The sequence below is a fragment of the Bacillus sp. LJBV19 genome, assembly GCF_017797845.1.
GTDB classification, from domain to species: Bacteria; Bacillota; Bacilli; order Bacillales; family Bacillaceae; genus Bacillus; species Bacillus velezensis.
In genome coordinates this window covers 2,811,218-2,833,111 of the sequence record NZ_CP072563.1, presented here as the reverse complement: position 1 = coordinate 2,833,111, position 21,894 = coordinate 2,811,218, and the positions used below count along the sequence as shown (strand labels likewise).

General features: G+C 47.1%; 21 protein-coding genes. 16 read left to right on the top strand and 5 right to left on the bottom strand.

Annotation, left to right across the window (positions count from 1 at the left end):
* Positions 1-66: 66 nt before the first annotated feature.
* Entirely contained in the window at positions 67-669 is a 603-nt protein-coding gene (gene rpsD / locus J6600_RS13635) for a 30S ribosomal protein S4 (protein WP_003152406.1), read from the bottom strand.
* Positions 670-959: 290 nt separating this feature from the next.
* On the opposite strand from rpsD, the gene J6600_RS13630 reads away from it, so the two are divergent.
* A complete protein-coding gene (locus tag J6600_RS13630) occupies positions 960-2,708 on the top strand; it encodes a sensor domain-containing diguanylate cyclase (RefSeq protein WP_209387503.1) in 1,749 nt (582 codons plus the stop codon).
* A gap of 34 nt (positions 2,709-2,742) precedes the next feature.
* On the opposite strand, the gene J6600_RS13625 is transcribed toward J6600_RS13630, so the two are convergent.
* Positions 2,743-3,225, bottom strand: coding sequence for a GAF domain-containing protein (locus J6600_RS13625; RefSeq protein ID WP_007408037.1), 483 nt, complete (start codon positions 3,223-3,225; stop codon positions 2,743-2,745).
* 125 nt (positions 3,226-3,350) lie between these two features.
* Here J6600_RS13625 and refZ point away from each other — a divergent pair, with 125 nt between their 5' ends.
* Positions 3,351-3,974, top strand: a complete 624-nt coding sequence (gene refZ / locus J6600_RS13620) for a forespore capture DNA-binding protein RefZ (protein ID WP_007408038.1) — start codon at positions 3,351-3,353, stop codon at positions 3,972-3,974.
* Here the strand turns inward: refZ and hisJ are convergent.
* Positions 3,964-4,776, bottom strand: a complete 813-nt coding sequence (hisJ, locus tag J6600_RS13615) for a histidinol-phosphatase HisJ (protein WP_032871696.1) — start codon at positions 4,774-4,776, stop codon at positions 3,964-3,966. The two genes, refZ and hisJ, sit on opposite strands and share 11 nt — an antisense overlap.
* Before the next feature lie 195 nt (positions 4,777-4,971).
* Here hisJ and ezrA point away from each other — a divergent pair, with 195 nt between their 5' ends.
* Positions 4,972-6,663 carry a septation ring formation regulator EzrA gene (gene ezrA / locus J6600_RS13610; protein WP_209387502.1) on the top strand — a complete coding sequence of 564 codons (1,692 nt, stop codon included), beginning with the start codon at positions 4,972-4,974 and terminating at the stop codon, positions 6,661-6,663.
* Between the two features lie 113 nt (positions 6,664-6,776).
* On the opposite strand, the gene brnQ is transcribed toward ezrA, so the two are convergent.
* Entirely contained in the window at positions 6,777-8,117 is a 1,341-nt protein-coding gene (brnQ, locus tag J6600_RS13605; protein ID WP_015240382.1) for a branched-chain amino acid transport system II carrier protein, read from the bottom strand.
* Between the two features lie 193 nt (positions 8,118-8,310).
* Between brnQ and J6600_RS13600 the strand changes: the two genes are divergently transcribed.
* The 5 genes from J6600_RS13600 (at position 8,311) to J6600_RS13580 (ending at position 14,360) form a co-directional block, all read left to right on the top strand.
* Entirely contained in the window at positions 8,311-9,456 is a 1,146-nt protein-coding gene (locus tag J6600_RS13600; RefSeq protein ID WP_022552830.1) for a cysteine desulfurase family protein, read from the top strand.
* A 3-nt stretch (positions 9,457-9,459) separates the two neighbouring features.
* Positions 9,460-10,665, top strand: coding sequence for a tRNA uracil 4-sulfurtransferase ThiI (gene thiI, locus J6600_RS13595; RefSeq protein WP_007408042.1), 1,206 nt, complete (start codon positions 9,460-9,462; stop codon positions 10,663-10,665).
* A gap of 80 nt (positions 10,666-10,745) precedes the next feature.
* A complete protein-coding gene (locus J6600_RS13590) occupies positions 10,746-10,967 on the top strand; it encodes an alpha/beta-type small acid-soluble spore protein (RefSeq protein ID WP_007408043.1) in 222 nt (73 codons plus the stop codon).
* Positions 10,968-11,115: 148 nt separating this feature from the next.
* Positions 11,116-12,702: an acyl-CoA synthetase MbcS gene (gene mbcS, locus J6600_RS13585; protein ID WP_209387501.1), complete on the top strand. Its 1,587-nt coding sequence runs from the start codon at positions 11,116-11,118 to the stop codon at positions 12,700-12,702.
* Between the two features lie 23 nt (positions 12,703-12,725).
* Positions 12,726-14,360, top strand: a complete 1,635-nt coding sequence (locus J6600_RS13580; protein WP_209387500.1) for an amidohydrolase — start codon at positions 12,726-12,728, stop codon at positions 14,358-14,360.
* Here the strand turns inward: J6600_RS13580 and J6600_RS13575 are convergent.
* On the bottom strand, positions 14,269-15,102 hold the full coding sequence (locus tag J6600_RS13575; RefSeq protein ID WP_209387499.1) for an NAD kinase: 834 nt from the start codon (positions 15,100-15,102) through the stop codon (positions 14,269-14,271). The two genes, J6600_RS13580 and J6600_RS13575, sit on opposite strands and share 92 nt — an antisense overlap.
* Positions 15,103-15,283: 181 nt before the next feature.
* On the opposite strand from J6600_RS13575, the gene sppA reads away from it, so the two are divergent.
* From sppA to J6600_RS13535, 8 genes are all read left to right on the top strand, one after another.
* A complete protein-coding gene (gene sppA / locus J6600_RS13570; RefSeq protein ID WP_003152419.1) occupies positions 15,284-16,291 on the top strand; it encodes a signal peptide peptidase SppA in 1,008 nt (335 codons plus the stop codon).
* Between the two features lie 13 nt (positions 16,292-16,304).
* Positions 16,305-16,796 carry an RDD family protein gene (locus tag J6600_RS13565; protein WP_022552833.1) on the top strand — a complete coding sequence of 164 codons (492 nt, stop codon included), beginning with the start codon at positions 16,305-16,307 and terminating at the stop codon, positions 16,794-16,796.
* A gap of 77 nt (positions 16,797-16,873) precedes the next feature.
* Positions 16,874-17,563 (top strand): DUF2953 domain-containing protein, encoded by a 690-nt coding sequence (locus J6600_RS13560; protein WP_022552834.1) that lies wholly within the window; start codon positions 16,874-16,876, stop codon positions 17,561-17,563.
* Positions 17,564-17,575: 12 nt separating this feature from the next.
* Positions 17,576-18,016 (top strand): GerW family sporulation protein, encoded by a 441-nt coding sequence (gene ytfJ / locus J6600_RS13555; protein ID WP_003152423.1) that lies wholly within the window; start codon positions 17,576-17,578, stop codon positions 18,014-18,016.
* A gap of 115 nt (positions 18,017-18,131) precedes the next feature.
* The gene (gene tpx / locus J6600_RS13550) at positions 18,132-18,635 is read left to right on the top strand and encodes a thiol peroxidase (RefSeq protein ID WP_007613091.1); all 504 of its coding nucleotides are present in this window, start codon (positions 18,132-18,134) and stop codon (positions 18,633-18,635) included.
* A gap of 61 nt (positions 18,636-18,696) precedes the next feature.
* Positions 18,697-19,683 (top strand): class I SAM-dependent methyltransferase, encoded by a 987-nt coding sequence (locus J6600_RS13545; protein ID WP_025649720.1) that lies wholly within the window; start codon positions 18,697-18,699, stop codon positions 19,681-19,683.
* Positions 19,684-19,993: 310 nt separating this feature from the next.
* Positions 19,994-21,181 carry an acetate kinase gene (locus J6600_RS13540; protein ID WP_007408053.1) on the top strand — a complete coding sequence of 396 codons (1,188 nt, stop codon included), beginning with the start codon at positions 19,994-19,996 and terminating at the stop codon, positions 21,179-21,181.
* A 99-nt stretch (positions 21,182-21,280) separates the two neighbouring features.
* Positions 21,281-21,793: a MogA/MoaB family molybdenum cofactor biosynthesis protein gene (locus tag J6600_RS13535; RefSeq protein ID WP_007408054.1), complete on the top strand. Its 513-nt coding sequence runs from the start codon at positions 21,281-21,283 to the stop codon at positions 21,791-21,793.
* Positions 21,794-21,894: the final 101 nt, after the last annotated feature.

The window sequence follows — 21,894 nt, the reverse complement described above, 5'->3', positions numbered from 1 at the left end:
CCCCGGAAACATTGTCATTACAACATGTCCGGGGTTTAATCCAATGCTCTTTAAAGAGCGTTTTACTTAACGGGAGTAGAACTCAACGATAAGCGCTTCGTTAATTTCCGGAGCAAGCTCAGAGCGCTCTGGAAGACGAGTGAATGTACCTTCAAGCTTTTCAGCGTCGAAAGTAAGGTACTCAGGAACGAAGTTGTTTACTTCTACAGATTCTTTGATGATAGAAAGGTTTCTTGATTTTTCGCGAACACCGATTGTTTGACCAGGTTTTACTTGGTAAGACGGAATGTCAACGCGGCTTCCGTCAACAAGGATGTGACCGTGGTTAACTAATTGGCGTGCTTGACGGCGAGTGCGTGCAAGACCGAGCTTGTACACAACGTTATCAAGACGTGCATCTAAAAGAATCATGAAGTTTTCGCCGTGTTTACCAGTCATTTTTGCAGCTTTGTCAAACAATGTGCGGAATTGACGTTCGTTTACACCGTACATGTGACGAAGTTTTTGCTTTTCTTGCAATTGCAAACCGTATTCTGATAGTTTTTTACGCTGTCCCGGACCGTGGGGACCTGGTGCGTAAGGGCGTTTTTCTAATTCTTTACCTGTACCGCTAAGAGAGATTCCTAAACGGCGAGACAGTTTCCAAGATGGACCTGTATAGCGAGCCATAATGTGACTCCTCCTTTGGTTTTATTTTGTGGAAAATAAAAACCGTCTGTTCGATCCGACCGTGCACATTTTGTTTTCATGTATCCTCGCTCCAGCAGCAGAGAGTTACACGATACACCTTACAGCTAAGGAACAAAATGCAAACACAGAAGCTGAACAAAAAGGCTGCAATATTTCACACAAAGAACATTATATGATTTTTCTCCGCCGCCGTCAACCATTTCTCCATGATGAGTGCCGGTTTATGATATAATGTACAAAAATGAGTAGTACATGTTTAGGTGATAAAAATGAAAAAACAAACAATTGATGAAGTGACGGCCTTTCATCAGAAAATGCTTTCTTTTTTCTTAACGAAATCTGAATCCGTCTCATTATCCGACTCGCTGTTATGGCTGGCCTCAGCTCTCGAATCCTGCTTTACATCTCTTTCATTGACCCTTTCACCGGCAGAATCAACACGTTTCACCATAAAAACAGAAGATGAACCGCATTATGCTCCGCTGAAAGAGAGTGACGGCCGTTTTATGATCAGGAATCAGACGTCCGGCAGATCCTTTTATCTGCGCTCGGAAGTCGGGCTGCCGATCCCGGAATCATTGCCTGAGCTCGTTACTCAGTTTATCAATCAATCTGTGAGACAAAGCGGGCTGTTTGACAAAACGAAGCATCAGCGGAAAATTCACAGAATGACAGAAATGTTCCATTCGCTTTTGGACCAAAATGAGGTTTTGGAAAAACTGCAGGCAAGTTTGAGTACGGCTTTCCGGTCTTTCCGTTTTTCACTGTTTATCACGCAGGATCAGGATACGGACAGACAGCTTCCCGCAAAAGAATTACATATGGACGGAAAAGATGCCGATCCGTCTGCCCTGAAGGTTTATTTATCGGGGAGACTGCTCAGAAAAGGCAGGTCATCTGCTTATCTGCCGATCAAAGGCCAGCAGGGGACATACGGGGTTCTGAAGACGGAGGGGCTGCAGGATGCCGTTCTTTCGTGCAGTACTCTCAGTGAAATGCTGCTGCTTGCGGGCGCAGCGGGAAAAGCATTTGAAAATGCGCAGCTCTATGAGCAATCGAAAAAAAGCATTGCGAATCTGGAGCTCATTAATGAAACATCGCGCCAGCTGAATCAGCGCCTCAGACTCACTGATACGATGCGGGAGCTCGCTGCCATTATGACCCAATCGTTTCATGCGGAAGAAGTGGCTTTTTTTCATATTGATCATTTTGAGACGCAAAATCTGCTTCCGGGACATACCGCTTTTTTTAAGACAGAACGTGCGAACCCCTATATCAGCATTGTAAAAGAAAAGCTGTTCGATGGAGAAAAGGGCGTGTTTATCGGCAGCGGAAAGACTGTATTCGGCGAAAACGGCTACGGCTCGCTGATGGCGGTGCCGATGATCGAAAATGACACCGTCTTCGGGTTCGCGATTTTATTGAAAAAGGATTTGTATGCTTTTACGTTTGAAATGTATAAGCTTTTTCAAGCGCTCATTCACCATGCGACATTGGCGGTCACGAACTCCATGCTGCGCGACAGGCTTGAGCATCTTGTTCAGACAGACCAGCTGACGGAGCTGTATTCAAGAACCTATTTGGATGAGAAAATTCAATACAGCATGAAAATTCATAAACGGGGTGTATTCATCCTCGTTGATATCGATAATTTCAAAAATATTAATGATACATACGGTCATCAAACGGGAGATTCGATCCTGATTCAGGTGGCCTCCGTTATGAAGAACCATATTCGTGAGCATGATGTCGCTGCGAGGTGGGGGGGCGAGGAGCTGGCTGTCTATCTGCCGAATATCAACGTGTCATCCGGAGAACGCATCGCTAAAAGGCTGGTTCGCGCCATCCGGGAAAACACCGAGCCGCGCGTGACGATTTCCTGCGGCGTTTCCTGCTGGTCAAAGTCCGGCCCGATGCCGTTGAAATTGCTCGTTCAGCAAGCGGATGAGGCGCTTTATATCGCCAAACGGAACGGCAAAAACCGGCTGATCATCCATCAAAACAGCACGACGACGTAAAAAAGGAGCCGGCCTGCCGGCCGGGCTCCTTTTTTTATCCTAATCGTTTTTCAAGCGTTTCAACGAACTTTGCTAAATAGGTTTCGTCCGTTTCATCAAAACGGTTTTTCACGGGGCTGTCAATGTCCAGCACACCGATCACTTCACCGTTTACGCGGATCGGGAGAACGATTTCTGACTGGGAAGCCGCGTCACAGGCGATGTGTCCCGGGAACGCATTCACATCGGCAATCCGCTGCACGTCGCCATTAGAGTAGGCAGTGCCGCATACGCCTCTGCCGAACGGAATGCGCACACAGGCAGGAAGTCCTTGAAACGGTCCGAGCACGAGCTCGCCCTCTTTAGCGAAGTAAAACCCCGCCCAGTTGACTTCATGTAATGAATGGTATAAAAGCGCTGACGCATTCGCGTAATTTGCGATCGCATCCGTTTCATCTTCTGTCATGGCTTCGAGCTGTTTAAGCAGAAGCTGATAACTTTTTTCTTTATCTCCGGATTGTTTTTCGACATGAAACATGGAAAACCCTCACTTTTTCTATAATATCAAACAAAGTTCCGGCCGTTCTGCCGGCATTTGTCGAGAAGTTCTTACAGGAACGGCGCCTTTCTGCTTGAATTGTTACACATAAAGGGGTGAGCCGTATGAAAGTAAGCACCAAAGACAAAATTATTAACGCCGCTGTCCAGCTGTTTAACCAAAAAGGTTATTCCGGCACGTCCGTCCGTGAAATCGCAAAGTCAGCTGATGTAAATGTTGCGCACATCTCCTACTATTTTAAAGGGAAAGGCGGATTAATGGAACATTTAGTTTCCGAGTTTTACGAAGGCTATACTGAAGCGCTGGAAAAAGCCGCCGTCAGTATGAACGGTGAAGACGCGCAGGAACGCATCCTGCGGGTGATTTTCGATATTTTATCCTATCAGCACGATAACCGTCAATTAACGCGGTTTGTATATCGGGAAGTAACGATTGATTCCGTGCTTATCAGGGAAATTATGTCTACTTACTTAATGAAAGAAAAATATATTTTCCAGCTGGTGATTGAAGAAGGGCAGTCACGCCACAGACGGCTGACGCTGCCCGTGCCGCATTTTATTCTGCAATTGAAATCCCTCTTGATGATGCCGTATCTTCAGCCTCAATACATTACGGAGGTGCTCTATATGCAGCCTCATGAACCGTACTTTTATAAAAGGTATTTTGAAGAGGTGAAGATCTGGATCGAAAGCGTGTTCCGACGGCCTGATGCGGCGCTTATGAAGTAATGATGCTTTTGTACGTTTCATAGGAACTGCCGACATCTTCCGCTTGATGGGCGTCCGACCCGAATATGAGCGGGATTTTTTTTTGCTTCGCCGTCTCAGCCATCCAATCCTCCATGTATACTTCCCCGGCAAACTTCTTTCTGAGCCCGGATGTATTCACATCCAGCTCCATTCCGTGTTCTTTCACGGCGTCAAGACAGCGGGCCGCAAGCTCTCTTATTTGAGGTGACATGCTGTAAGGGAAAAGGCGCGCGAATTTTTTGACGAGCGTGATATGGCCGACCCGTTTTGGCTTAAAGGGGCCGAGCGGTGTTACAATGGAAGAATACACAGTTTCATAGTATTGTTCATATACGGCTTCAACGCTTCCGAAGCGGTCGGCAAGCTGCTGAAAGGCGTGCTCGTCAAAATCCAGGCATATATAAGACGGACCGGTCTTCAAAAAATGAACGGATAAAATGCCGTCATCCAGTGAGGGGCCGTACGTGTTCAGAAACGCCGCGGTTTCCTCTTCATACCCTGTGATAAAATCGGTTTCTAGCCCAGTCAGAATGCTGATTTGTCCATCGTATTCCTTTTTCAGCTGTGACAGCCGCTCCAAATAAACCTCCATCTGTCTGAGATCCATCGCGCTGTCCTGAAGCGGTACGGGATCTTGAAATGACGGAGGAAGGGGGGCGTGCTCTGTAAATGTGATCGAGTCAAAACCTCTTTCCAGGGCCTTTTCGACATATTGTTTCAGCGCATCCTTCGAGCCGTGAGGGCAAAAAGGCGTGTGGATATGAGCGTCTCGTTTTTCCATTTGTGTCACTCCATTAAAAAATTGCAGAATCCTGCCGAAATTATGCAAAAAGTTTTTGATTTCTGGTCAAAAAATGTTGGTTACATGGTATCATAATAACAATGAAAACGACAGATTTTCTCAATACATATATTGAAATCTTTCTGAATACATAAAACACCCTGACAGATTAAGAGAACAACAAGGGGGCTCATTATGGAGTTAGTCATCGGATTATTGGTTATACTGCTCGCGCTCTTTGCGGCGGGCTACTTTTTCAGAAAAAAAATTTATACGGAAATTGACCGGCTGGAGTCATGGAAGATTGAAATTTTAAACCGTTCGATAGTGGAAGAAATGTCCAAGATCAAACATCTGAAAATGACCGGAGAGACGGAAGAGTTCTTTGAAAGATGGCGCGAGGAGTGGGATGAAATTGTCACAGCCCATCTGCCGAAAGTAGAAGAGCTCCTTTATGATGCCGAAGAGAACGCCGACAAATACCGCTTTAAAAAAGCGAATCAGGTGCTTGTCTACATCGACGACCTCCTCACTGCAGCCGAATCAAATATAGAAGGCATACTGCGTGAGATCAGCGACCTTGTGACGAGCGAGGAAAAAAGCCGCGGAGAGATTGAACAGGTGCGTGAGCGGTATTCAAAAGCGCGGAAAAACCTTCTGGCGTACAGCCATCTCTACGGAGAGCTTTATAACAGCCTGGAGACGGATCTCGACGAAATCTGGAGCGGCATAAAAGAGTTCGAAGAAGAGACGGAAAGCGGCAATTACATCAAAGCGAGAAAAGTGCTGCTTGAACAGGACCGCAGACTGGATCAGCTTCAGACATACATAGATGACGTTCCGAAACTGCTTGCGGACTGTAAACAGACCGTGCCGAACCAAATTGCCAAGCTGAAAGACGGCTACCGGGAAATGACGGAAAAAGGCTACAAATTGGAGCATATTCAAATCGAAAAAGAGCTGGATACACTCACAAATCAATTGAAACGGGCCGAAAACGCGCTTTTGGAAGAATTGGATGTTGACGAAGCGTCCGCCATTCTTCAGCTGATTGATGAAACCATTCAATCGATGTATGACCAGCTGGAAGGCGAAGTGGAAGCCGGACAGTCCGTATTAAGCAAAATGCCTGAGCTGATCATCGCGTATGAAAAGCTTGAGGAAGAAAAAGACCGCACAAAAACCGAAACGGAGCTCGTCAAGGAAAGCTATCAGCTGACGGCGGGTGAAATCGGCAGACAGCATGCCTTCGAAAAACAGCTGGAAACGATCGGCCGGCTCCTTGAGCAGGCGAGAGAAAAGCTTGATGGTGAGCATGTCGCTTACTCGCTGCTGATTGAAGAAGTCGAGGCCATTGAAAAGCAGATGGAAGAGGCTCAGAAAGAACATGCCGAATACCGTGAAAATCTGCAGGCGCTCAGAAAAGAAGAACTGCAGGCGCGGGAAACGCTGATGCATCTTCGGAAAACCATTTCTGACACGGCCCGAATGCTGCAAAAAAGCAACGTGCCGGGAATTCCTGAACAAGTCAAGGACAAGCTCGAGACGGCAAATCATCATATAGAAGAAACCGTCAGCCAATTGGAAGTGCTGCCGCTGAACATGGAGGAAGCCGCCAAACATCTGGCCGAAGCCGAAAAGGTGGTTGAGGAAGTCAGCGAAGAGGCGGAAGATCTTGTGATTCAGGTGAAGCTGATTGAGCGGATCATCCAGTACGGCAACCGCTTCCGAAGCCAGAATCATATTTTATCCGAACAGCTGAAAGAAGCGGAACGGCTGTTTTACGCTTACAGCTATAATGAAGCTTATGAGATGGCGGCAGCTGCTGTTGAAAAAGCAGCTCCCGGCGCCGTGAAAAAAATTAAAGCTGATCAATCTGCTTCATAGACGCACAAGCAAAAACTGCACCCTGATGGAAATCAGAGGTGCAGTTTTTTAGTTTCTCACGGAATATAAAAAGCGCCTGCGGCTGATATACGTCAAGCCGCAAGCGCTGAATGTTACGATTTTGCTTTATTTAATTCGATGGGCGGGCTGGTAAAAAACGTGATAATGCAGCCGATGATCGCTCCGGCAATGCCCGGAAGCACCCAGCCGATTCCCATGCTGTAAAGCGGAAGATTTGCGTTTAAGAATGAATCTAATGATCCGAGCGGAATGCCGGCTGCCTTCAAGCCGTCCAGGATACTGAACAGCCCCGTTCCGATCAGGCAGGCGATATAGACTTCCCGTCTTTCCTTAAAGATTTTATCAATAAAGGAAAGGACGATAATGACAATCGCCAGCGGGTAAATGGCTGATAAAATAGGAACTGAAAATGCAATAATTTCAGCAAGTCCGAAATTTGAAATCGCCAGACTGAACAGCGTGACAATCGTAACCACCATTTTGTATGATAAAGCGGGAATCAATTTTGAAAAATATTCGCCGCAAGATGTGACAAGCCCGATGCTTGTCGTTAAACACGCAACGGTGATGGCGGCGCCGAGAACGATGTTTCCCAGTGAACCGAACAGGTAATCAGATGAAGCTGATAAAATCTTTGCGCCTTCGCCGAGCGGCCCCACAGCGTCCGTGCTTGTCGCTCCCAAATAGGCCAAAGATAAATAAATGAATGTCAAACCTGCCGCTGCAATCAGACCCGCTTTAATACAAGCGGCGGCGAGCGCTTTACGCTGGGTGACGCCCCTGCTTTTAACAGCGTTGACGACAACGACGCCGAAGACGATTGAGGCGAGCGCGTCCATTGTTTTATAGCCTTCCAAAAATCCTTTGAACACCGGCGTTCCGGAATATGCCTGATGTACGGCGCCCAGCCCGCCCATCGGAGTGACAATGGCTTTTACGACGATGATTAAAATAATACCGAATTTAATAGGAGTCAAAATCTTTCCGACTCTGTCAACGATTTTGGAAGGATTAAGAGCTAAATAATACGTAATAGAAAAAAAGATCAACGTGAAAACAAATAAAGATAATCTTTCCGGAATGCCGCTTAAAAACGGAACTGCACCGATTTCATATGAAACGGTTCCGGTTCTCGGAATCGCGAAAAGCGGCCCGATTGATAAATAAAGAACAACGGTGAAAATAGTCCCGAATACCGGATGAGCTTTATCGGCAAGCCCTTTCGCGTCTTTGCCCGTTAATGCGATGGCGATAATACCCAAAAGCGGCAGACCTACGCCGGTCAGTAAGAAACCGCCCATCGCTTTCCAGACATTATGCCCCGCCGCTTGCCCGAGCTCCGGCGGATATATCATATTTCCTGCCCCGAAAAAAAGTGCGAAAAGCATGAAACCGATAATAACGGTATCTTTGACAGGTAGTGAGTGTTTCATAAAAATCCTCCTAAATACTATGTTGAAATATTCTGTCAATTAATTGTCAGATAATATAACAAAACGAACATTACTTATTATATGGCAATGTACAGATAAGTCAATACTCGATTTATTGCGAATTTATATTTACTTTTGTTATGGTAGCATAAATATCATACGATGTACCGTTTTCATTAAAGGAGTAAAAAAAATGATATATTTAGACAACAGCTCAACGACCGAGCCGTATGAAGAGGTATTGGATGTGTACAAACAGACGAGCAGCCGGTATTTCGGCAATCCTTCGTCTCTGCACCAGTTAGGAACTGAGACGGAACAGCTCCTTGAAGCGGCCGCTCAGCAAATAAAAAAAACCTTGCGTTTAAAAAATTATGATATTGTATTTACATCAGGCGCGACTGAAGCGAATAACGCTGCGTTAAAGGGAGCAGCCTGGGCAAACATGAGTAAAGGAAGACATATCATTGCTTCGGCGATTGAGCATCCTTCTGTGACGGAGACGCTTGATCAGCTGACAGAGCTGTTCGGCTTTGAAGTCACATATCTTCCGGCCGATCAAAACGGCTTCGTTTCTTTGAAAGACGTCAAATCGGCTATCAGGCCGGATACGATAATCGTCAGCGTCATGCATGTCAATAACGAAGTCGGCTCCATTCAGCCCGTAAAGGAAATCGGCGGGTTTTTGAAGCAGCACCGGAATATTCTGTTTCATGTTGATCATGTGCAGGGCATTCATAAAGTTCCTCTGTCTATAGAAGAAGCGGGCATTGACCTTTGCACCGTTTCAGGGCATAAGTTTCACGGCTTAAAAGGGACCGGAGCGCTTATCGTCAAAAAAGGAACGCGGCTCATTCCGCTTATAACGGGCGGCTCGCAGCAAAAAGGCGTCCGCGCCGGAACAGAACACACGGCAGGCGCCGTTTCCCTTGCGAAAGCGATCAATCTTTCCGCGCGTGACATGAACGAGCGGCTTTCTTCCGTGGAGGCTGCCAAGAATGCGCTCATGGAAAGGCTGAGCGGGACGGACGGGGTCGTCATCAACACCCCCGCCGAAAACAGCGCGCCGCATATCATTAATTTTTCCGTTCCGGGCGTGAAGGCGGAAGTGCTGCTGCACATGCTTGAGGAAAAAGGAATATATGTCTCCACAACCGCGGCATGTTCGGCAAGAGAGCACAAACCGAGCCGTGTTCTTCTGCAAATGAATAAAGGCGAACAGATTGCATCAAGCAGCATCAGAGTCAGCCTGAACTTCAGCCATACGGCTGACATCACGGAGCCGTTTATGGCCGCGCTGGTGCCGGCTGTTCAAAAACTAAAAAAAATGATGAGGTAGCATATGAATTACGATCATATTTTAATCCGTTTTGGTGAAATATCCACAAAAGGAAAAAACAGACGCAGTTTTATTGAAAGATTAAAACAGAATATCCGCCTGGTATTAAAGGATTATAAAAAAGTAAAATACTTTTCAAACCGGGACCGGATGTCAATTACACTTAATGGAGAAAACCCGGAGGAAATTTGTTCCTTATTAAAGAATATATTCGGCATTCAAAGCTTTAGTCTCGCAATTAAATGCGAAAGCAAGCTGGAAGACATTAAAAAAACGGCTTTAGCCGCGATAGAAGGCGAATATAAACCGGGGAATACGTTTAAGGTCGAGACCAAACGGGCTTACAAACAGTTTGAATTAGATACGAATGCGATGAACGCTGAAATCGGCGGCCATATTTTGAAAAACACGGATGGATTAACCGTCGATGTGAAACATCCCGATATTCCGCTTCGGATTGAAATCAGGGAGGAAGCGACATTCCTGACCATTCGTAACGAAAAAGGCGCCGGAGGCCTTCCTGTCGGTTCCGCGGGTAAAGCGATGCTGATGCTTTCCGGCGGCTTTGACAGTCCGGTCGCCGGTTTTTACGCGATGAAACGGGGATTATCAGTTGAAGCCGTACATTTCTTCAGTCCGCCGTATACGAGTGAACGGGCAAAGCAGAAAGTCATGGATCTCGCGGGATGCCTCGCGAAGTTCGGCGGCAGTATGACGCTTCATATCGTGCCGTTTACAAAGACGCAGGAACTCATCCAAAAACAAATCCCGGAAAACTATACGATGACGGCGACGCGGCGTCTTATGCTGCAAATCGCGGACAGAATCAGAGAAGAACGGAAAGCGCTCGCGATCATTACGGGAGAAAGCCTCGGGCAGGTAGCGAGCCAGACGCTTGAAAGCATGTATGCGATCAATGCCGTGACGGCAACGCCGATTTTACGCCCTTTAATCGGAATGGACAAAACAGAAATCATCGAGAAATCAAAAGAAATCGGCACTTATGAAACAAGCATTCAGCCGTTTGAGGACTGCTGCACCATCTTTACGCCGCCAAGTCCGAAAACACGCCCGAAAAAAGAAAAAATCGAGCACTTCGAAAGCTTCGTTGATTTTGAACCGCTGATTGCAGAGGCCGCTGCCGGCATCGAAACCATCACTGTTTACTCAGAGCAGGAAGCTCACGATAAGTTTGCCGGCCTGTTTTAAAACTGTATACAATTACCAAAGTTTTTTTGAATGAAGACATGTGTTTTATCACATTCTATACTCACAAGGAGGTGATACACATGTCACAACAATCAAACAGCGGAAACAGCAACCAGCTTTTAGTGCCAGGCGCTGCTCAAGCTATCGACCAAATGAAGTATGAAATCGCTTCTGAATTCGGTGTAAACCTTGGACCGGAAACAACTTCTCGCGCCAACGGTTCTGTCGGTGGAGAAATCACAAAACGTCTTGTCTCTTTTGCTCAGCAAAGCATGGGCGGAAGCAGCCAGCAGCAGTTTTAATCACAACTTCACATAATGGCTAAGAGAGCGGGGAATTCCCCGCTCTTTTTTCATGAGTATAGATAGAAGGCGGGAAGCAATTTATGCATATTTTTATTGTAATGGCCTATGTTTATGTATAATGGGGAAAGAAAGTGAGGAGTTGTTCGTGTTAAAACGAGAAGATTTAATCGCCCCAAAGAACTATAACCTTGTAAATGAAATCGAAAAGTTCAGCCGTTCCAAAGAGAAGAACGCGCTTATTTGGGAAGATCAAACAGGCGGCAAGAAAGTCTGGACGTATGAAAAATTGATGGAAGAAACGAATAAAATCGGAGCCCGCCTGAAAGGTCTCGGATTTGAAAAAGGCGATAAGCTGATTGTCATGGTTCCGAGAGTGCTTGAAGCGTATGCCGTTTATTTAGCGATCTTAAAAGCGGGGATGGTCGTCATTCCTTGCTCGGAAATGCTGCGCGCCAAAGACCTTGAATATCGGATCAAACACGCCGAAGTGAAAGGCGCTATCGTGTATCCTTCATTTATAAACGCGTTTGACGAGGTGAATACCGGGCAGCTGGTGACATTGTCAATCGGTGAAAATGATGCCGGCTGGAAAAACCTCCTAACGATTGAAGCGGACGGAGACAGTTTTCAAACAGCTGATACAACAAGAGAAGATATGGCGTTTTTGTCCTATACTTCAGGCACGACCGGCCAGCCTAAAGGCGTTGTACATACACACGGCTGGGCCTTTGCCCATTTAAAAACATCAGCCGGTGCATGGCTGGATATTTCTGAAGACGATACAGTGTGGGCCACCGCGGCGCCCGGCTGGCAGAAATGGGTGTGGAGCCCGCTGCTCGCCGTTCTGGGAAGCGGCGCGACAGGAGTCATTTATCACGGCAGATTCAACGCCAAGACGTATTTAGAGCTGCTGGAGCGCCATCAAGTAAATGTCTTCTGCTGTACCCCGACGGAATACCGCCTGATGGCAAAAGTGGAGGAGTTGGACAAATATGATCTTTCTGCCCTTCACAGCGCAGTTTCTGCTGGTGAGCCATTAAACCGGGAAGTCATTGACGTATTCCGGAAGCATTTCGGCATTAAAGTGAGAGACGGATACGGCCAAACGGAGAGCACCCTGTTAGTCGGCGTCCTGAAGGATATGGATATTAAGCCGGGAAGCATGGGCAAACCGACCCCTGGAAATCAAGTGGAGATTATAAACGATAAAGGCGAAATATGCGAAACTGGCGAAACGGGCGATATCGCCGTGCATTTGAGCACACCGGCCTTATTCAAGGAATATTATAAAGATCCTGAAAGAACGAAAAAGCAGATTCGCGGAGATTACTTTCTTACAGGAGATCGCGCGAAAAAAGACGAGGACGGCTACTTTTGGTTTGAAAGCCGCAATGATGACATCATCGTCAGCTCCGGATATACAATCGGGCCTTTTGAAGTAGAGGATGCGCTCGTGAAGCATCCGGAAGTGAAAGAATGTGCCGTCGTGGCGAGCCCGGATGAAATCAGAGGTTCAATCGTAAAAGCTTATGTCGTTTTACAAGACGATGAAAAGCGCAGTGACGAACTTGTCAAAGAACTGCAAAACCACGTAAAAACGATTACGGCGCCTTACAAATATCCGAGAGAAATTGAGTTTGTCGAAAGCCTGCCGAAAACGGCGTCCGCAAAAATCAGACGTGTGGAGCTGAGACAGCGTGAAGAACGGCTGAAGGCTGATAAAAAAGCATAATACAGGATAAAGGGTGAGCGGGGATGAAAGCGATTTGGCACGGCGGCACCATCTATACAATGCTGGACAAGAATCATGTCACTGAAGCTGTTTATACCGAAGAAGGTGTCGTCAGGCAGACGGGCAGCTTCCGGGAGCTCCAAGGAACATACGGTTCGCCTGATACGGAGGAAATCGATTTATATGGGGCTGTCATGTTCCCGGGTTTTACGGACAGTCATATGCATTTAATCGGACACGGGGAAAAACAGCTTCGCCTCGATTTGTCGCAGCTGACGTCAAAAGAAGCGATACTGCGGGCTGCAAAAGAAGCAGAGCGTGAATTGGAAGATGGCGAATGGCTGATCGGCGAAGGCTGGGATGAAAATCTGTTTGAACGGCCGGTTTACGTCACGAAGCATGACCTTGACCCGCTCTTTCCCGACCGCCCCGTCCTGCTGAAGCGGGTATGCCGGCACGCCGCGGCGGTTAATTCGGCCGCATTGCGCGCGGCGGGAATTACAAACGAAACACCTGATCCAAACGGCGGGATTATCGTCCGGGACGGCACCGGTCCGACAGGCCTCCTGCTTGATAAAGCCCAAGAGCTTGTGACACAGGCCCTGCCGCCCGTCTCACTTCACTATGTCAAACGCGCGCTTCAAACGGCGATTACGGACTGCTGGTCAAAAGGCCTGACCGGCGGGCATTCAGAAGATCTGGCATACTACGGAGACGCGTCCGTTCCCGTTGCCGCGTACGAGTCATTAACCGGCAGCGGCCTTTATCCTTTTCGCGCCCATCTGCTCGTTCATCACGAAGCCGTCGACAGCTGGAGCGCTCTGGATAAATCGACCGGACCTTATCTGGAATACGGAGCGATGAAAATTTTTGCTGACGGCGCGCTCGGAGGCAGAACCGCTCTATTGAAAAAGCCTTATCACGATGATCCGTCAGTTTCCGGCGTTCAGGTGCATAATGACGAAACCCTTGCCGCTCTTGTTTATAAAGCGAGAGAGAAAGGGATGGAGATCGCCGTGCACGCGATTGGCGACCTTGCATTTGAAAAGGTGCTGGATGTTATCGAAAGATACCCGGCAAAGCCCGGACAGCTAGACAGGCTCATTCATGCGCAAGTATTAGATGACGGATTGATTGAAAGAGCCGCCCGGCTGCCGATCGGACTTGATCTTCAGCCGCATTTTGTGGCCAGTGATTTTCCGTGGGTGATTGACAGGCTCGGAGAAGAGCGGATGAAAACGGCTTTCGCCTGGAAAACACTGCTGTCAAAAGGGCTGCTGTGCGCCGGAGGTTCAGATGCCCCGATTGAGCCGGCCGATCCGCTTCTGGGCATTCAATCGGCTGTGCTCCGTACAAGCAAGCAGCACCCGGAAGGTCCGGCCTATTATGAAAAAGAGTGCCTGACCGTGTACGAAGCCATTCAGCTTTACACGGAGGGAAGCGCGGCCATCATCCATAAAGAACATAGCCGCGGACGGATCGCCCCCGGCTATGATGCCGACTTTACCGTACTCAGCGGTGATCCGTTCATGACGGACCCGAAAAAGCTTCATGAATTGGAAGCTGTCAAAACCGTCGTCGGCGGCCGTATCGTATATGAAAAAATGATCGTTTTACTTTTTCCCAGAAAGAGTTGTCTTTCAGTTTCACCGTTTTGATTTTTTTATCGGATAGTCTAATCTCAACCTTTTTGACATTCCGAGTGCTGAGCGCTTCATTATCAAGCCCGATAATCGGATGCTCATTGCCGTCCTGCACCACCTGCAGTGTCAGCTTCCGGTCTGAGCTTAAAATAAACGGAGATCCGAGTGTACGGTATGTGTTGTTGTTCAACGACGCCAGTTCGGATACCTGCATGCAGGAAATCAAAGGATCAACAACGGCGCCTGAAACAGATTTATTGTAGGCGGTGCTGCCCGTCGGGGTGGAAATGATCATCCCGTCTCCTCTGAACGTCTCAAAATGAAGATCATCAATTAACACATCCATCACAAACGTTTTAATAATGCTTGAACGGATGGAAACCTCGTTTAAACAGTGAAAATGATTGCTGCCGTCCACCGTTACGTGAATGAGCGGGTATTTTCTGACCTCAAGCTGTTCCGCGGTCATGCTGGCCGCCATTTTTTCAGGCTCATCGCTGTGAAAATCACAGTACAAATGGGCTTTCCCTTTTTTAGCAATGCCGACATACAGGCAGTCATCACGGAATCCGGTTTTTCTGACGGCTTGCAGAAATGAGCCGTCGCTGCCGATGCTGGCGATAATTCCGGCATCCTCCGGTTGTGCCGCAACTGTAAAACCGTGCGATTCAGCAAGCTGCTTCAAAGAGCTGACTTGTTCTTTTGTTTCGTTGTTTTGTTTGTGAAAAAAATAAACATTGCGGCGAAGATCGGTCATATCCCCATTCCCCTTTGCTGTCATATTTACGTTTTTCTCCCAGCAGGTATTGTGTTAAAATACCTGTGGCAATAGTGTAACATGTTTCCTGTTTATCCGTTAAGGGAAAGCGCTTCATGAAAAAAATGAATCTTTTTTTACGGGGGAACGTACGAATATTGACAGAAAAGGAGGAGAACAAATGAATGCAAAAAGATGGATTGCGCTCGTCATCGCGCTCGGCATTTTCGGCGTATCAGTCATTGCAAGTGTGACCGTCGGGGTGCTGAAGAATATCGGAGATACAGGGTCTGACTTTGCATCACTGACAGATGACACAGAGGAAGTGACGCTGGATAAGGGCAGCCCCGGCAGTAAAATCGCCGTGCTTGAAGTGGACGGCACGATTGAGGATAACGGCGGGTCCGCTGGCCTGCTCAGCTCAGGCGGGTATGATCACAGATCATTTTTAAAACAGGTTGAGCGTGCGAAAGAAGACAAAAGCGTCAAAGGAATTGTGCTGAAAATCAATTCCCCTGGCGGAGGCGTGTACGAAAGCGCGGAAATACATAAAAAACTGGAAGAACTAAAGAAAGAAACGAAGAAACCGATTTATGTATCCATGGGCTCCATGGCGGCATCGGGAGGCTACTATATTTCAACGGCCGCCGATAAAATCTATGCTTCACCGGAAACGCTCACGGGTTCACTGGGCGTCATCATGGAAAGCGTCAATTATTCCAAGCTCGCCGATGAACTCGGCATCAAGTTTGAAACCATTAAAAGCGGCGCGCATAAAGACATCATGTCCCCGACCCGCGACATGACGAAGGAAGAAAGAAAGATCATGCAGACAATGGTCAACGATTCTTATGAAGGATTTGTCAATGTCATTTCAAAAGGCCGGCACATGTCAAAAGCGGATGTGAAAAAAATTGCCGACGGCCGTGTTTACGACGGCAGACAAGCGAAAAAAATCGGCCTCGTTGATGAGCTCGGTTTTTACGATGACACGATCAGCGCGATGAAAAAAGACCATAAAAATATGAAAAACGCTTCAGTCATCACATACGAGGAAGGATTCGGATTAGGCTCGCTCTTTTCCATGAGCGCAGCGAAAATGTTTAAAAGCGAAATTGATTTTCTGAATATGAAAGAACTCATTTCGCAATCCGGTTCGCCGCGGATGATGTATCTCTATGCAAAGTAGGGGGGAAGAAAGAATGGACGCGACTTACGAAGGCTTTCGCGGCAAAGAAGAGGAAGCTGAACAACAGAGGGCGCCCGAGCATGCATATGCGGGCTTTTGGATCAGGTTTTGGGCGTTTCTTCTCGATTGGCTGGTGGTCTGGGGACTTAACCATCTCATCGTTTCACCGATTTTCACGCTGATGAAGCTCCCGGCAACAAGCGGAATGTTTACAATCTCAGCTTATTCCGTCACAACCCTGATCGTCTACCTCGCCTATTTTGTGTTCATGACGAAATGGTTTCATCAGACACTCGGCAAGATGGTCTTCGGGTTAAAGGTCACTTCTTTGACGCCCGGAAAGCCGCTGACTTGGAGCACCGTCATTTTCAGAGAAGCGGTGGGGCGTTATATCGATAAAATCTGGATTCTCTATATCGTCATTGCGTTTACGCCCAAAAAGCAGGGCATTCATGATCTGATCGCCGACACAACGGTGATTCACGAAGCGCTGTACCGCAAATAAAAGCAGTAAACCCGGAATAAACGTCCGGGTTTATTTTTTTTTGTTTTGGCGATAATGCTGCTAAGGAAGTGAAGCTTATGGGATATGCCGCAGCAGCTGTTATTCTCATTCTCATTTTGGCCTGGCTGCTCATGAGGATGAAAATCCACCTGACTTTCGAATATCTTCACGATAAAGATAACGACAAACTGACGTTTAAAATCTCGGCCTTATACGGGCTGATCCGTATTAAAAAAACGCTGCCCGTCATTAAAGTAAACAGCGAAGACGCGTCAATTGATGTCAAACAGGACACGAAATCAGAAATGAAAGGTCAGAAAAAAGAGAAGAAAAAAATCACATATGAAGATGTCAAACAGAGCATTCACAGAATAGAAATGATTCTGCACCAAGTCTTTCAGATGCGCCAAATCGGCGCCTCATTTCTTGCGGGAGTCCGTGTTACGAAGTTCGAATGGGTGACGGTTATCGGAATAAAGGACGCCGCCGTTACGGGAATCGCCGCCGGCGGATTGTGGGCCGTAAAGGGAGGCCTTACGGCGATGCTGTATGATCATCTGCGTTTCATACATAAACCGGTGTGCGAAGTCATTCCGTCTTTTCAAGTGCCTGCATCCAAGACGCATTTGCAGTGTATATTCTTTTTTCGTTTTGGACATCTTATAGGTGCAGCTTTCAAATTGCTCAAATACGGGCGGAACGGACTTTCTATCATACGAAAGAAACAGCCGGTTCCGGTTGCTTCAAAGAATGATTCATCAGTTTAAGGAGGAGCGCATATGGCAGACCATCCCATTCAAGGTTTAATGAAAACCGCTATGGAAAATTTAAAAGAAATGATTGACGTGAATACAATCATCGGCGATCCTGTTGAAACGCCTGACGGCAGCGTAATCTTAACGGTTTCAAAGGTCGGATTCGGATTTGCGGCGGGCGGAAGCGAGTTTGGAGGAAAGCCGGCTGAAAAAAGAACCGATGATGATGAAAGAAAAGAGCAGAAGCTCCCGTTCGGCGGCGGAAGCGGCGGCGGAGTATCCATTACGCCGATTGCGTTTCTGATTGTCGGAACAAACGGCGTGCGTATGCTTCATTTGGACGAAAACACCCATCTGATTGATAAACTGTTAGACTCCGCGCCTCAAACGATTGAACGCATCCAGCATATGTTTAAAAAGAATGAAAAAGGCCGGAACCAAAAAAGAACGGATATCGATTTATAACAGAAAAGTTAACTGCCGCCCGCAGTTAGCTTTTTTTACGATGCGGCATAACCTTTGCAGTTTGCATAAAACTCGACTATGATAGAGCTATACATAGATAAAGGGAGGAATCAGAATGGCTGAAATTACATTTAAAGGCGGAGCCGTGACGCTGATCGGACAAGAAGTGAAACCGGGTGACCAAGCTCCTGACTTCACGGTTTTGACAAACGGATTAGAAGAGAAGACATTAGCAGATATGAAAGGGAAAGTAACGATCATATCCGTTATTCCTTCCATTGACACAGGCGTATGTGACGCACAGACACGCCGCTTCAACGAAGAAGCCGCAAAACTCGGTGATGTGAACGTTTATACAATCAGCGCCGACCTTCCGTTTGCACAAGCGCGCTGGTGCGGAGCGAACGGAATTGATAAAGTTGAAACGTTATCGGATCATAAAGAGATGTCATTTGGTGAAGCATTCGGTGTTCACATCAAAGAACTTCGTCTTTTGGCGCGTTCCGTATTCGTCCTTGATCAGGACGGAAAAGTCGTTTACGCGGAATACGTAAGCGAAGCGACAAACCACCCGAATTATGAAAAGCCTATCGAAGCTGCAAAAGCGTTAATCAAGTAAAGAGAGAAAAAGAGCTCCGGGTGCTGCCGCGGAGCTCTTTTCATGGCAAGGAGGAAACAGCATGCAACACGACCATGTCGGTCAGATTTATGAACTTTTAGATGAAGCCGCCCAAGTGATAGCAGAAGGCCTTCAGATTTCTTATATTGAGGGGCTTGCGGAAGCGGGAGAAATGTATTTTCTTGAAAAGGCCGACCAGCTTCCGCTTCAGGAAAAGCAAACCGGCGAGCTTAACAGCCTGCTCGCGAAAGCAGACTTCCGAAAATGGGAGCATGAATGGATCCGCAAGGCGTTCCAGCTCGCCATTTTAAAAGGGCTCAAAGATAAGTCCCATCCGAACAGACAGATGACGCCTGATACGATCGGCCTTTTCATCAGTTACCTCGTGAATAAATTTACGGGCGGCCGAAAAGGCCTGACATTGCTGGACCCCGCCTGCGGCACCGGAAATCTTCTGCTGACCGCGGCAAACCAGCTTTCTGACAAAGCGGGAAAAAGCTTCGGCATTGAAATCGACGATGTCCTTCTGAAGATCGCATATGCGCAGGCGAATCTGCAGGAAAAAGAAATGGAGCTGTTCTGCCAGGACAGTCTTCAGCCGTTATTTATCGAACCGGCCGATGCGGTCATCTGCGATTTGCCGGTCGGCTACTATCCGAATGACGAAGGCGCTGAAGCGTTTGAGCTGAAAGCGGATGAAGGCCACTCATTTGCCCACCACTTATTTATTGAGCAGAGCGTCAAACATACAAAACCGGGCGGATACTTATTTTTTATGATTCCGAACCATCTGTTTGACAGCGCGCAAAGCGATAAACTGAAGCGGTTTTTTGCGGAAAAAGTGTATATCAACGCCCTTCTTCAGCTGCCGGCTACTATGTTTAAAGACGAAGCGCAGGCAAAGAGCATTTTAATCTTGCAGAAAAAAGGCGAAGACGCAAAGCCGCCGAAACAAGCGCTTTTGGCGAATCTTCCTTCCTTTGCGAACCAGCAGGCGATGCGGGAGATGATGGCAAAATTGGATCAATGGATTCAAAAAGAAAAATAATGGCGAAAAAGCAGTGCGAGATGCAAAATCCCGCGCTGCTTTTGCTTTTTAAAATGAATGGAAATCAGGACGATAACACAAATTAAGGAAAGAAAATAACATTCCGTAAGGCGGTGCCGTCCATTTGTCACAAATAAAATTTATCAGAAAATATCGACTTCGTATTGTAAGCGGTACCAATGTGGATGTTGACTTGAAATGCTGAGTTGACAATGTTTAAATGGAAAAGTCAGATATTTTTTGGACTGCAATTATGGTCTGGGAAAAAAGAACGAACAAACGAAGAAGAATTTTGATAGGAGCGTCATTTATGTCTAAAATTATTGCAATTAACGCAGGAAGCTCATCTTTAAAATTTCAGTTATTCGAAATGCCTTCAGAAAAGGTGCTAACAAAAGGTTTAGTAGAACGGATCGGTATCGCCGACAGCGTTTTCACAATCTCTGTTAACGGCGAAAAAAATACAGAAGTGACAGATATTCCGGATCATGCGGTTGCGGTGAAGATGCTGCTTCACAAGCTGACTGAATTCGGTATTATAAAGGATTTAAATGAAATTGACGGAATCGGCCACCGTGTGGTTCACGGCGGAGAAAAATTCAGCGATTCTGTTTTGCTTACGGATGAAACAATCCGTGAGATTGAAGAGATTTCAGAACTTGCGCCGCTTCACAACCCGGCTAACATCGTCGGCATTAAAGCCTTTAAAGAAGTGCTTCCGAATGTGCCTGCGGTTGCAGTGTTTGATACGGCGTTCCACCAAACGATGCCTGAACAATCTTACCTGTATAGCCTACCGTACGAATACTACGAGAAATACGGCATTCGCAAATACGGTTTCCACGGCACTTCTCATAAATACGTGACACAGCGCGCAGCTGAGCTTCTCGGCCGCCCGCTTGAAGATTTGCGTCTGATTTCCTGCCACCTCGGTAACGGCGCAAGTATCGCGGCCGTAGAAGGCGGAAAATCCATTGATACATCAATGGGCTTCACACCGCTTGCGGGTGTCGCGATGGGAACACGTTCAGGAAACATCGACCCTGCATTGATTCCGTACATTATGGAAAAAACGGATCAGACGGCAGATGAAGTATTAAATACGTTAAATAAAAAGAGCGGACTGCTTGGCGTATCCGGTTTCTCCAGCGACCTCCGCGATATCGTGGAAGCTTCAAAAGAAGGAAACGAAAGAGCGGAAACGGCTCTTGAAGTGTTCGCGAGCAGAATCCATAAATACATCGGTTCTTATGCTGCGAGAATGAGCGGCGTTGACGCGATTATTTTCACTGCGGGTATCGGTGAAAACAGCGTTGAAGTCAGAGAACGCGTGCTTCGCGGCTTAGAATTCATGGGTGTATATTGGGATCCTGCGCTGAACAACGTGCGCGGCGAGGAAGCGTTTATCAGCTACCCTCACTCTCCTGTCAAAGTCATGATCATTCCGACTGACGAAGAGGTCATGATCGCACGCGACGTTGTCCGCCTTGCACAGTAATGATCGAAAAAAGCACATCCTTTAGGGTGTGCTTTTTTATTGAATGCCCCAGAATCAAACGTTACGATATGTTTATTACATAAACGATGAGGTGAAGCAATGAGTGTGCATGAACATAAACAAGAAGCCCCGTCAGCCGTGCGCTGCAAGGTGATTACAGTCAGCGACACGAGAACGAAAGAAACCGACAAAAGCGGGCGCGTCATGATGGACTTCCTCAGGGAAGCGGGATTTGAAACGGTCGCTTATGACATTGTTAAAGATGAAAAAGATGAATTGCAGAAAGCCGTTTTATCCGGCTGTATGGATGAATATACAGATGCGGTGCTGTTAAACGGAGGGACGGGCATTGCCGAAAGGGATGTCACAATTGAAGCGGTCACGCCGCTGTTTTCAAAAGAACTCCCGGGATTCGGCGAGCTGTTCCGCATGCTGAGCTATACGGAGGACATCGGTTCCGCCGCCATTTTGTCCAGAGCGGCAGCGGGTGTGATCCAAAATACCGCAGTCTTCTGCACGCCCGGCTCCTCAGGCGCCGTAAAGCTTGCGATGAGTAAACTGATTATTCCTGAACTGCCCCATGTGCTCCGGGAAATCCGAAAAGATTTATAAATGTATAAAAAGGCTCTGCTCCGCTCAAAAAATTGGGTGGGGTTTTTTTTATAAAAGGCTTGAAAAAACAGAATTTACTTGTTACAGTGTATACATACAAA